The organism is Sporosarcina sp. GW1-11 (assembly GCF_033088395.1).
Lineage (GTDB): Bacteria > Bacillota > Bacilli > Bacillales_A > Planococcaceae > Sporosarcina.
The window spans coordinates 124,750-137,693 of the sequence record NZ_JAPMIW010000001.1 but is presented as its reverse complement, the minus strand read 5'-3'; the positions used below and the strand labels follow the sequence as shown (position 1 = coordinate 137,693).

Annotated in this window: 11 protein-coding genes and 1 pseudogene; 11 read left to right on the top strand and 1 reads right to left on the bottom strand. The window is 42.2% G+C overall.

Features of this window, described 5'->3' with window-relative positions:
• From ORD22_RS00680 to pyrE, 9 genes and pseudogenes are all read left to right on the top strand, one after another.
• Positions 1-166: pseudogene (locus ORD22_RS00680) on the top strand (uracil permease); the annotation flags it as partial.
• A gap of 51 nt (positions 167-217) precedes the next feature.
• Positions 218-1,096 carry an aspartate carbamoyltransferase catalytic subunit gene (locus ORD22_RS00675; protein WP_317643912.1) on the top strand — a complete coding sequence of 293 codons (879 nt, stop codon included), beginning with the start codon at positions 218-220 and terminating at the stop codon, positions 1,094-1,096.
• A gap of 1 nt (position 1,097) precedes the next feature.
• Positions 1,098-2,375: a dihydroorotase gene (locus ORD22_RS00670; protein ID WP_317643911.1), complete on the top strand. Its 1,278-nt coding sequence runs from the start codon at positions 1,098-1,100 to the stop codon at positions 2,373-2,375.
• A complete protein-coding gene (locus tag ORD22_RS00665; protein ID WP_317643910.1) occupies positions 2,375-3,484 on the top strand; it encodes a carbamoyl phosphate synthase small subunit in 1,110 nt (369 codons plus the stop codon). Before ORD22_RS00670 ends, ORD22_RS00665 begins: the two co-directional genes overlap by 1 nt.
• Positions 3,468-6,665, top strand: a complete 3,198-nt coding sequence (gene carB, locus ORD22_RS00660) for a carbamoyl-phosphate synthase large subunit (protein WP_317643909.1) — start codon at positions 3,468-3,470, stop codon at positions 6,663-6,665. The genes ORD22_RS00665 and carB overlap by 17 nt, the downstream gene beginning before the upstream one ends.
• Positions 6,662-7,441 (top strand): dihydroorotate dehydrogenase electron transfer subunit, encoded by a 780-nt coding sequence (locus ORD22_RS00655; protein WP_317643908.1) that lies wholly within the window; start codon positions 6,662-6,664, stop codon positions 7,439-7,441. The genes carB and ORD22_RS00655 overlap by 4 nt, the downstream gene beginning before the upstream one ends.
• On the top strand, positions 7,438-8,352 hold the full coding sequence (locus ORD22_RS00650; RefSeq protein WP_317643907.1) for a dihydroorotate dehydrogenase: 915 nt from the start codon (positions 7,438-7,440) through the stop codon (positions 8,350-8,352). The genes ORD22_RS00655 and ORD22_RS00650 overlap by 4 nt, the downstream gene beginning before the upstream one ends.
• Positions 8,349-9,062 (top strand): orotidine-5'-phosphate decarboxylase, encoded by a 714-nt coding sequence (pyrF, locus tag ORD22_RS00645; protein WP_317643906.1) that lies wholly within the window; start codon positions 8,349-8,351, stop codon positions 9,060-9,062. The genes ORD22_RS00650 and pyrF overlap by 4 nt, the downstream gene beginning before the upstream one ends.
• The gene (gene pyrE / locus ORD22_RS00640) at positions 9,059-9,688 is read left to right on the top strand and encodes an orotate phosphoribosyltransferase (protein WP_317643905.1); all 630 of its coding nucleotides are present in this window, start codon (positions 9,059-9,061) and stop codon (positions 9,686-9,688) included. The genes pyrF and pyrE overlap by 4 nt, the downstream gene beginning before the upstream one ends.
• A gap of 497 nt (positions 9,689-10,185) precedes the next feature.
• Here the strand turns inward: pyrE and ORD22_RS00635 are convergent, their stop codons facing one another.
• Entirely contained in the window at positions 10,186-11,874 is a 1,689-nt protein-coding gene (locus ORD22_RS00635; protein ID WP_317643904.1) for an Rqc2 family fibronectin-binding protein, read from the bottom strand.
• Between the two features lie 169 nt (positions 11,875-12,043).
• Here ORD22_RS00635 and gmk point away from each other — a divergent pair, with 169 nt between their 5' ends.
• A complete protein-coding gene (gene gmk, locus ORD22_RS00630; protein WP_099687162.1) occupies positions 12,044-12,661 on the top strand; it encodes a guanylate kinase in 618 nt (205 codons plus the stop codon).
• Positions 12,662-12,664: 3 nt separating this feature from the next.
• On the top strand, positions 12,665-12,889 hold the full coding sequence (gene rpoZ, locus ORD22_RS00625) for a DNA-directed RNA polymerase subunit omega (RefSeq protein WP_317643903.1): 225 nt from the start codon (positions 12,665-12,667) through the stop codon (positions 12,887-12,889).
• Positions 12,890-12,944 lie beyond the last annotated feature (55 nt).

Genomic DNA, 12,944 nt, shown 5'->3' with positions numbered 1-12,944 from the left:
AGTCATTGCATCGATCATCTTAGTCATTGGAATCGGTGGAGCGACTATTAAATTCAGCCCGACATTTGAAGTGGGCGGTATGGCTTTAGCAGCGATTGTTGGTGTGGTATTGAACTTAGTACTACCAGGCAAAAAAGAAACTACTATGACGGATGAAGAGAACTAACAATAGCTAATTTGCAGAAAGAGCCTGCATTTCATCAAGGGGGAATATCTGATGGAACATTTAGTTTCAATGAAAGACCTAACAGTGGAAGAAATCATGCTCATACTTGAGCGAGCCGCGAACTTCAAACGGCTAGGCTTCCGTAAACTTCCAGGAACCTACACCGTATGCAATTTGTTTTTCGAGCCGAGTACACGGACGAAAACTAGCTTTGAAATGGCGGAAAGAAAAGTAGGAGCAGAAGTCATACCGTTTGAAACTAGTTTTTCTAGTACCTTAAAAGGAGAAACGCTGTATGATACGATTAAGACGTTAGAGGCAATAGGCTTAGATGCGTTAGTCATCCGTCATCCAACTGACGGTTTCTATAAGGAGCTAGTTGATCGTACGAATGTGGCAATCATCAACGCGGGAGATGGTTCGGGTCAACACCCGACACAATCGCTGTTGGATATCTTCACGATTCAGGAAGAATTCGGTAGTTTTGAAGGCTTGAAAGTTCTAATTGCAGGAGATATTTCGCATAGTCGTGTAGCACGTTCCAATGCAGAAGCATTACGGAAACTAGGAGCGGAAGTCACATTTCTCTGTCCACCGGAATGGGCAGGAGAATTTGACAGTGTAGATAACTGGGATGAAGTTATTGAAACGAGTGATGTCGTCATGCTTCTACGGGTACAGCACGAGCGTCACAACACCGAAATGGCGTATACGAAAGCGGCGTACCATGAACAATATGGGTTGACAGTAGAACGGGCAGCTAGAATGAAACAAGAGTCAATCATCATGCACCCAGCACCAGTGAACCGAGATGTGGAAATTGCGGACTGCTTAATAGAAAGTCCACAATCACGTATTTTTAAACAAGTAGAAAATGGCGTCTATATTCGAGCCGCTATTCTAGAAATAATATTAAAGGGGCGTAAGTAATATGAAAACTTTAATTCAAAATGTACAAATGTTGAACGAAGAAGGCACAATCATTGAAACGGATGTACTACTTTCTGAAGGGAAGATTGAAGCGGTTGGGATCCAATTATCTACAGACGACTGTGAGATTGTAGCAGGGAAAGGTTTGTTACTATCCCCAGGCTTTATCGATGTACACGTCCACTTAAGAGAGCCAGGCGGAGAGCATAAAGAAACGATCGCCACAGGAACACACGCAGCAGCAAAAGGTGGCTATACAACCATTTGTTCTATGCCAAATACTCGTCCAGTACCTGATACGAAAGAAAACTTAGAGAAAGTTAATCAGTTGATTGAAGAAAATTCAAGAATTCGCGTGTTGCCATATGCATCTATTACAATTAGAGAAGCCGGAAAAGAACGCACGAATCTAGCAGAACTAAAAGAACATGGTGCATTCGCGTTTACGGACGACGGTGTAGGCGTGCAAGAAGCAGGTATGATGTATGAAGCGATGCAAGATGCGGCGGCTATCAACATGCCGATCGTTGCGCATTGCGAAGATAATACGCTAATCTATGGTGGAGCAATGCACGAAGGAATGCGTAACAAAGAACTTGGATTGCCGGGAATCCCTTCAATCGCTGAGTCAGTACATATTGCGAGAGATATTCTACTAGCAGAAGCTGCAGGCGCACATTATCACGTCTGTCACGTCAGCACAAAAGAGTCTGTTCGCACAATCCGTGATGCAAAAAAAGCTGGAATTCATGTAACGGGAGAAGTTAGCCCGCACCATTTATTACTAGAAGAAAACGATATACCTGGAGACAACGCGGACTGGAAGATGAACCCACCCCTTCGTTCAAAAGAAGATCGTGAAGCATTGCGTGAAGGTCTGTTAGACGGCACGCTTGATTGTATCGCTACAGACCACGCGCCACATACAGCAGATGAAAAAGCAGTAGGTATGGCGAAAGCACCATTTGGTATTACTGGATTTGAAACGGCATTCCCTCTATTGTATACAAACTTTGTTAAGCCTGGACATTGGACGCTAAAGCAATTACTTGACTGGATGACAGTAAAGCCGGCAGAAGTATTCAACTTGCCGTACGGTAAAATCGAAGTTGGAGCAGTAGCAGATTTAGTCTTAATTGATCTTGAAAAAGAACAAACAATCGATCGTACAACATTTGTATCAAAAGGCAAGAATACACCATTTGACGGCTGGAATTGCGCTGGATGGCCTGTAATGACAATTTACGGTGGAAACATCGTCTGGAAGGATGGTCAATAATGACAAAGAGATATTTAGTACTAGAAGACGGATCCATTTTTGAAGGAAGAGCCTTTGGAGCAGAGAGTGCTTCAGTAGGGGAAGCGGTATTTGCAACAGGCATGACGGGTTATCAAGAAACTATTTCCAACCCTTCAGGTTGTGGACAAATTGTAGTGATGACGTATCCATTAATCGGTAATTACGGCATTAACCGTGATGATTACGAATCTATTGATCTTGCGATTAACGGTTTAGTCGTTAGAGAGCTAACGGAAGAGCCTTCTAACTTCCGTAGCGGTATGTCGTTAGGTGATTTACTAACATTAAAAGGTATTCCAGGTATTCAGGAAATCGATACACGTAAATTGACACGTCTATTGCGTGATAAAGGTGCTCTAAAAGGCAAGCTAACGGCTGCTGGAGAAGATATTGATATCGATGCAGTACTTGCGGAAGTGCAAGGCTATGAATTACCGACTGACTTGGTATCTAAAGTTTCTACTAAACGACCATATCCAAGTCCAGGTCTAGGAAAGCGTGTAGTTGTTATTGATTACGGCATTAAACACGGCATCTTGCGTGAACTGAATAAAAAAGATTGTGACGTAATCGTAGTACCTCACGATACGTCAGCTAAAGAAATTTTAGCATTATTCCCAGATGGTATTTTATTATCAAATGGACCAGGAAATCCTGAAGACGTAGAAGGCGCAGTCGACACGATTAAAGAATTATTAGGCAAAAAGCCGATCTTCGGTATCGGACTTGGACATCAGCTATTCGCACTCGCTTGTGGTGCAAAGACAGCTAAAATGAAAAACAGCCATATTGGTGGCAACTATCCTGTTAAAGATTTGATTACGAATCGTACCGATCTAACTTCACAAAGTCACGGCTATGAAGTACTTGAAGATTCATTAGCAGGAACTGGACTTGAAGTGACTCATAAAGCATTGAATGATAATTGTGTAGAAGGTTTACGCAGTGAGAAATATGAAGCATTTACTGTACAGTTCCACCCAGAAGCATCTCCTGGACCACAAGATGCTAGCTACTTGTTTGACCGTTTTATCCAATTGATGACTGCAAGCAACCGAAAGGGGAATTCTAATGCCAAAACGTACTGATATTAAATCCATTCTCGTCATCGGCTCTGGCCCGATTGTAATCGGCCAAGCCGCAGAATTTGACTATGCAGGTACACAGGCCTGCCTATCTTTAAAAGAAGAGGGTTACCGTGTAATTCTAATCAACTCTAATCCAGCGACAATTATGACGGATACGGAAATTGCAGATAAAGTATATATTGAACCTATTACATTAGAATTCGTTAGTCGCATTATCCGTAAAGAACGTCCAGATGCTTTACTACCTACATTAGGTGGACAAACAGGTTTGAACATGGCAATCGAACTACAAGAATCTGGAATTCTAGATGAGTTAGAAATCGAAATTCTTGGTACGAAATTGGATGCGATCCATAAAGCAGAAGACCGTGATTTATTCCGTAACTTGATGAATGAAATGGGAGAACCCGTTCCAGACAGTGAGATTATCCACAATATTGACGAAGCTTATGCATTCGTTAGAGCAATCGGCTATCCAGTAATCGTACGTCCGGCATTTACACTTGGCGGTACAGGCGGAGGAATTTGTCATAACGATGAAGACTTGGAAGAAATCGTAGCAAGTGGTTTGAAATACAGCCCGGTTACACAATGTTTACTTGAAAAATCAATAGCAGGCTTTAAAGAAATTGAATATGAAGTAATGCGTGACTCAGCAGACAATGCAATTGTTGTATGTAATATGGAGAACGTCGATGCTGTTGGTATTCACACAGGCGACTCTATCGTAACGGCACCATGCCAGACATTAACTGATCGTGAAAACCAAATGCTACGTAATGTATCTCTACGCATCATTCGTGAGTTGAAAATTGAAGGTGGTTGTAACGTACAGTTAGCACTTGATCCACATAGCTTTGATTACTACATCATTGAAGTAAACCCACGGGTAAGTCGTTCATCTGCACTGGCATCAAAAGCTACTGGTTATCCAATTGCGAAAATAGCTGCGAAAATTGCTGTCGGATTAACGCTAGACGAAATGATGAACCCAGTAACGGGTAATACGTATGCATGTTTCGAGCCGACACTTGACTATGTAGTTACGAAGATTCCACGCTGGCCATTCGATAAATTTGAATCTGCTAAACGTAATCTAGGAACACAAATGAAAGCGACAGGCGAAGTAATGGCAATGGGCCGTACATTTGAAGAGTCGATTCAAAAAGCTGTTCGTTCACTAGAAACAGGTCAATTCGACTTGTCCCTTCCAGGTGGAGCGGAAATGACAGACGGATGGATCGAAAAGCGCATTCGTAAAGCTGGAGATGAGCGTTTGTTCTTCATCGGTGAAGCGTTACGTCGTGGTGTGACGATTGAAACAATCCATGAGTGGAGTGCAATTGACTTATTCTTCTTACGCAAGTTCGAAAACATCGTGCGTTACGAAGAAGTATTAAAAGACAACCCATTTGATTATGAAGTAGCTTATAAAGCGAAGCGTTTAGGTTTTGCTGACGTTACGCTGGCTAAACATTGGAACACAACTGAACGTGAAGTATATAACTGGAGAAAAGAGCAAGAATTAATTCCAGTCTATAAAAAAGTAGATACATGTGCAGGTGAGTACGAGTCGGATACACCATATTTCTATGGTACGTATGAAGATGAAAATGAATCAGTCAAAACAGGTAAAAAGAGCGTAGTTGTCTTAGGTTCTGGTCCAATCCGTATCGGACAAGGTGTGGAGTTTGACTATGCAACAGTACATTGCGTATGGGCGATCCAAGAAGCGGGTTATGAAGCGATTATCGTCAATAATAACCCGGAAACTGTTTCTACAGACTTCTCTATCTCCGACAAGCTTTACTTCGAACCATTAACGATTGAGGATGTTATGCACATTATCGATCTAGAGCAACCTGAAGGCGTAATCGTTCAATTCGGAGGACAAACAGCAATTAACTTAGCTGATGAATTAGAAGCGCGTGGCGTGAAAATTCTAGGAACATCACTTGAAGATATTGACCGTGCGGAAAATCGCGATAAATTCGAGAGTGCACTTCATGAAATTGGTGTACCGCAACCCCTTGGGAAAACAGCTTTATCTGTTTCAGAAGCAGTTGTCATCGCTACTGAAATCGGTTATCCGGTTCTCGTTCGCCCTTCTTACGTATTAGGTGGTCGTGCGATGGAAATCGTTTATCATGAACAGGAATTATTGCAATATATGGAAAATGCAGTAAAAGCAAGTCCGGAGCATCCAGTTCTAATTGACCGTTACTTAACAGGTACGGAAATTGAAGTAGATGCAATCTGTGACGGTGAAACGGTATTAATCCCTGGAATCATGGAACATATTGAACGTGCGGGTGTTCACTCTGGCGACTCGATTGCCGTATATCCACCACAAAATCTTTCTCAATCTATGATTGAAACGATTGCGGATTACACGAAACGTTTAGCACTAGGCTTGAAAATTCGTGGTCTGATGAATATTCAATTCGTTATTTCAGAAGGACAAGTGTATGTAATTGAAGTGAATCCACGTTCAAGCCGTACCGTACCATTCTTGAGTAAAATTACGAACATTCCAATGGCGAATGTAGCCACTCAGGCAATCCTAGGTAAATCAATTGCTGAGCAAGGTTATGTGGACGGACTTGCAGATGCTCCAGCGGGCGTTTATGTTAAAGTACCTGTCTTCTCATTTGCTAAGCTACGTCGTGTAGACATTACACTAGGGCCTGAAATGAAATCAACAGGTGAAGTAATGGGGAAAGACAGCACGTTAGAAAAAGCTTTGTACAAAGGTTTAGTTGCGGCTGGTATGGAAGTAAAAGAATATGGTTCGGTGTTAATGACAGTTTCTGATAAAGATAAAGAAGAAATCATCGATATCGCAAAACGATTTGTTGAAATCGGCTATCGTATTTTAGCGACAGAAGGTACAGCGCAAGCACTGGAATCAGCAAATATTGAAGTGAAAACAGTAGGTAAGATTGGAACTGAAGGGACAACATTGATTGATGTCATCCAAAAAGGTCAAGCGCAGTTAGTGATCAATACACTAACTAAAGGAAAACAGCCTGCTAGCGACGGTTTCAGAATTCGCCGTGAGTCAGTAGAAAATGGCGTTCCTGCTTTCACATCTATTGATACAGCGAATGCGATGCTTTCTGTTATCGAATCTATGACGTTCCAGACGGACGCAATGCCTAAGCCACAGGTGATTGAATGATTATCCAAGATTTAATGACCGTCGGATCACAGCAGCAAATCGCCAAAAATATTTTTGAAATGAAACTTACTGGAAAGCTGGTCGGAGAAATTACTTCTCCTGGCCAGTTTGTCCATATCCGCGTATCGGATTCATTTGAACCATTATTGCGTCGTCCGATTTCCATCGCGAACATTGATAGAGAGAAAAATGAAATGACAATTATTTATCGTGCAGAAGGATACGGCACGCAGTTGCTGTCTCAAAAGCGTGAAGGAGATATTGTCAACGTATTAGGACCTTTAGGTAATGGATTCCCAGTCGAGGAAACGTCAGCGGGTCAAACCGCTATGTTGATCGGTGGGGGAATTGGTGTACCTCCACTTTATGAATTATCTAAGCAATTAACAGCAAAAGGCGTCAAATGTATCCATATTCTTGGGTTCCAATCAGATGACGTAGTTTTTTATGAAGAAGAATTTTCTGCCCTTGGCGATACACATATCGCAACAGTAGATGGCAGTAACGGGACAGCAGGATTCGTTACGAATATCATGGATGAACTTTCCGATGCGTTCGCAACATTCTACAGCTGTGGACCGATGCCGATGCTAGATGCCGTTCAAAAAGCGTATGCTCATAAAAAAGGGTTTTTATCATTCGAACAACGTATGGGTTGCGGAATCGGTGCTTGTTTCGCTTGTGTCTGCCATACAAATGAAAATGCAACGGACAAAGCGTATGTCAAAGTGTGCTCAGACGGTCCAGTATTTCCAGCAGGGGTGGTGCAGATATGAATAGATTAGCGATTACATTGCCTGGATTAGAGCTAAAGAATCCAATCATGCCTGCTTCCGGCTGTTTCGGTTTCGGAAAAGAGTACGGGAATCTGTACGATTTATCACAACTTGGCGCGATTATGATCAAAGCGACAACTCTTGAGACCCGTTACGGCAATCCAACACCGCGAGTGGCGGAAACGTCTTCTGGTATGTTGAATGCAATTGGCCTACAAAATCCAGGATTACAAGGTGTCTTGCAAAATGAATTACCATGGCTTGAAAAATTCGATGTTCCGATCATTGCAAACGTAGCAGGTTCTGAAACAGAGGATTATGTAGAAGTAGCGAAAGAAATTTCAAAAGCACCGAACGTCCACGCATTAGAATTAAATATTTCTTGTCCGAATGTCAAATGTGGCGGAATTGCATTTGGTACAGACCCAGACGTAGCAAGAGAACTAACCGCAGCAGTTAAAGCCGTATCTTCTGTGCCCGTTTACGTTAAGCTATCACCAAACGTAGCAGATATTAAATCAATGGCTATTGCAGTAGAAGCTGGTGGTGCAGATGGTATTACGATGATCAATACATTGGTCGGTATGCGTCTGGATGAAAAGACAGGTAAACCAGTCATTGCGAACAAGACAGGTGGCTTGTCTGGCCCAGCCGTTAAGCCTGTAGCAATCCGGATGGTATATGAAGTAAGTCAAGTCGTCAATGTTCCGATCATTGGAATGGGTGGCGTTACATGTGTGCAAGATGTCATCGACTTTTTATCAGCAGGAGCAAGTGCTGTCGCAGTAGGAACAGCGAACTTCGTTGATCCATTTGTTTGTCCGACAATTATCGAACAGCTACCTGCTAAACTTGATGAACTGCAAATTAACCATATATCAGAATTGATCGGAAGGAGTCATCGCGTATGAATAACTCCCCAATAATCGCATTAGATTTTAATTCAGCAGAAAAAACATTTGCATTCCTAAAAACATTGGATCAATCCGTCAATGTTAAAGTAGGGATGGAATTGTATTATAAAGAGGGACCTGCAATGATTGCCCGTCTAAAAGAAGAAGGATACTCAATCTTCCTAGATCTAAAATTGCATGATATTCCAAATACCGTAAAATCAGCAATGCATGTCTTGGCGTCATTAGAAGTAGATATGGTGAATGTCCATGCAGCTGGAGGCAAGACGATGATGGAAGCGGCACTTGAAGGTCTGGAGACAGGTACACCAGCTGGGAAAAAGCGTCCGGCACTAATTGCGGTAACACAGCTGACCTCCACAGATGATCGCCAAGTACGAGAAGAACAACTGATCAACGTACCCCTTCACGAGTCAGTAGAACATTATGCGAAACTCGCTAAATCTGCTCATTTAGACGGTGTTGTTTGTTCTGTACAGGAAGCAAAAATCATCGAGGAAGTATGCGGTAAAGACTTTTTTAAAGTAACTCCAGGCATTCGCCTGGCGTCAGGTGATGTTCATGATCAAAAGCGTGTGGCAACACCAGAAAAAGCGCGACAAGAAGGATCAACGCATATTGTCGTCGGACGTGCGATTACAGGTGCAGAAAATCCACGCGAAGCCTATGAGAACGTCAATACATTGTGGAAGGGGATTACTTCATGACAAGACAAAAAGAAGTAGCACAAATCCTATTAAACGTAGGAGCAGTTGCACTAAATCCGAAAGATCCATTTACATGGGCTTCTGGTATTAAATCACCAATCTACTGTGATAACCGTTTAACAATGGCAGACCCAGTAGGACGTAAAAAAATTGCAGAAGGATTAGCGGAATTAATTCGCGTTCACTATCCGGATGCAACTGTCATTGCAGGAACAGCAACAGCGGGTATTCCACACGCTGCATGGGTAGCAGATATTCTGAAGATGCCTATGGTGTATATTCGTTCTTCTGCAAAAGCACATGGTAAAAGCCGTCAAATCGAAGGTAAAATCGAGCCAGGTGCAAAAGCAGTGATTATTGAAGATTTGATCTCAACAGGAGGAAGCAGTTTGAATGCAGCGAACGCTTTGCTGGCAGAAGACGTAGAAGTGAGCGGAATTGTCTCAATCTTTACATACGAGCTTCAAAAAGCAGATGAGAAGTTCGCTGAGGCTAATCTTTCATACCACAGCCTAACTAATTTCGCAGCGTTGACAGAAGTGGCGAAAGAACAAGGTGCGATTGAAGAAGAGTCAATGAACGAATTAACGGAATGGCACACGAAACTGAAGCAAGGCACACTATAAGAAAAAGGTTCCCGTCATATGACGGGAACCTTTTTTAAGCTCTAGATTTTAGGGGAAGACTAATGGATACTTAGTAAGTGGTCCGGAATTTAGAGAACGAATGTGCTTCCCAATTCTATAGTTTGAATACAAGTACTTTGAGATATCATTGTATTTATCATAAAACTTGGTAATACTACTTAATTATTTAAGTTCAAATTCCAATGTACAAGCAAGTTAGTAAGTCTAGCATTCTACATACTATACTAACTTCAGAAATGTAAACTAGTGAATCGGAGTGTAAGGCGGCGACTCTGGGAGGATCAGCCCGACAGGTGAGACGACCAGGGGAGCAAAAGCGAAGCGTTAGGAGCACAGTTGCCTTAATTTCTGCAAAGACCTCAGAAATACGGCAAAGCGAACCCTTCGCTGTTCGCTTGGCTCACCGCGGGCCCGTAAGAGACGCGTCCGCCTGGAACGCAGAGTAACGGTGTATTATTCAACACTTTATTCTCTAATTACTTCCGAAGTTTACGCACCAAATCTTCATCTGGTGTGACGAAGATGGTCTTTTGTTCGAAGTAGATTACGAAGCCTGGCTTGGCACCGGAAGGCTTTTTCACGTGACGAATTTGTGTGTAGTCTACGGGTACAGCTGAAGACTCCCGAGCTTTACTGAAATAAGCCGATAAGGTCGCTGCTTCTTCGATTGTTTCTGCATCCGGATCGATGTCGTGGATAACGACGTGCGAGCCTGGTATATCTTTTGTGTGCAACCACACATGATCACGCGCGGCCAATTTAAACGTCAAATAATCATTTTGCTTATTATTTTTGCCGACAGAAATCGGAATTCCAGTCGATGATAAGAAAGCTTCGGGTGAAGGCTTCTTTGGTTTAATTTTCTTTTTGCTTTTACGTGCACGCATAAATCCAAGTTCGACCAATTCTTCACGTATTTCTTCTATATCGATTGGGGAAGCTTGGTAGACCTGCTGACGTACCATCTCGAAGTATTCAATATCATCCTTAGTTTTTTCAAGTTGCTCTGCAATCCGTATGAGTGCGGTCTTCGCCTTTGAATAGCGGGAGAAATAGCGTTGCGCATTGTCTATTGGCGTTTTTCTAGGATCAAGTGGAATCGTGACCATCGTACCTTGTTCATAATAATTTTCTACGGTCACTTCTTTATCGCCTTTATGCAACATATAGCTATTCGCTGTCAATAATTCCCCGTACAGTTTTAATGTATCTAAGTCTTGTGCGGTTAGTTGTTCTTTTTCTAGCTTTTTCGTTTTGTTTTCCAGTTTGGAGATTTCATTGGATAGCCAACGTTCTAAATCGATTGCCTGAGATTTCACTCGTTCGCGTTCGGCTCTTGCAAAATAGACTTTATCAAGAAGGTCACCTAAAGTCGCAAACGATTGCGTTGTTCCTTCTGCGTGTGTCAACTCTACTGCTGAGAAAAGCGTCTTTCGATCATTCTCTACAACTGTAGGTTCCATCATTTCGGCATTGAAACTATCCAAAAATGATTTCCAACTACTAAATGGAGGTGTAGAATTTTGCTGTAGACGATAGAGTAATTCAGCTGCTGTCAGTGGAGAAAAACCAGCGAACTGACGAACGATATCTTTTGGTTCCTGTAAACTATCCAACACATTCATGAACTCTTCTTCGGTTGTGTTAAAAGGATCTAACTTATCTTGCGGTGGTGCCGGAATATAAGGTTGGCCAGGCAAAATCGTCCGATAACTGTTCACGGAAGGTGGTAAGTGCTTCATGCTATCAATAATAAGATCGCGTGAAGCATCCAGTAAAATTAAATTACTATGACGTCCCATAATTTCAACCACGAGTTGCCGTTCGATTTGATCTCCAAGTTCGTTCCGTGCTTGTACATGAATATTCACTATACGATCCGTCTCATGTTGCTCAATTGAAGTAATCATACCACCTTCAAGTTGCTTTCTAAGCACCATACAAAATAATGGGGGTTCTGCGGGATTCGTCAACACTTCATTCGTCAGCTGTATTCTTGAAAAAGAAGGATGCAACGACACTAATAGTTTATGATTTTTATTATTTGCACGTACTTGGAAAATAATTTCTTGTGAATTGGGCTGGTGGATTTTTGAAATCCGCCCCGACTTTAGTTGTTGTAATTCGCTTACAATCGCTTTCGTAAATAAACCATCAAATGCCATACGGATTCCTCTTTCATTTCGTTTTGTTCCATTTTAGCACTCATCGTATGATTATGGTATAATATCAACAGATTGCACACATGGGCCTAACTAGTCTGACGATGCATGTTATCATATGAACTAGGGTTAGGCATGAAGTGTAAATGAATACATAACAAAGAGGGATTACATGTACAAACATCGAGGACTCCTAATCGTCCTTTCAGGCCCATCCGGCGTTGGAAAAGGAACTGTTCGTAAAGAACTCTTCTCAAGCCCAGGCACAAACTATGAATACTCTATCTCCATGACTACTAGAAACCCACGTGAAGGCGAAGTAGACGGTGTAGATTACTTCTTCCGATCAAGAGAAGTATTCGAGGAAATGATCCAAGAAGGAAAACTTCTTGAATACGCAGAATATGTAGGGAACTATTACGGCACACCGCTTGACTACGTTAACGCAACGCTTGACGCAGGTCGCGACGTTTTCCTCGAAATTGAAGTAGTCGGTGCCGCACAAGTTCGTGAAAAGGTACCGAATGGCTTGTTCATCTTTTTGGCACCTCCAAGCTTAAGTCACTTAGAAAGTCGTTTGATCGGAAGAGGTACAGAAGCATCCGATATCATTGCCGACCGTGTACTAAAGGCAAGAGAAGAACTAGAAATGATGCACTTGTACGATTATGTAGTAGAGAACGACGAGGTCTCTAAAGCATGTGAGCGTGTCAATGCAATTGTTACGGCTGAGCATTGCCGCAGAGAACGTGTGGAAAAGAGATACTTACAAATGTTGGAGGGAGAATAAACTATGTTATATCCATCAGTTGACTCATTAAAAGGCAAGGTAGATTCTAAATATACATTGGTAACACTAGCAGCCAAGCGTGCGCGTGAACTACAAGAACAGCGCAACGAATTATTACAATCTTATCGTTCTGTAAAGAGTGTAGGTAGAGCACTTGAAGAAGTTGCGGCTGGCGTCTTGATTAACCAAGTAGCCGATGCGAACATTATTTATGAAGACGAAGTTTGATTTGAAATAAAAAAACAACTCCCTTGGAATCCAACCGTTCTTAGGGAGTTTGTTA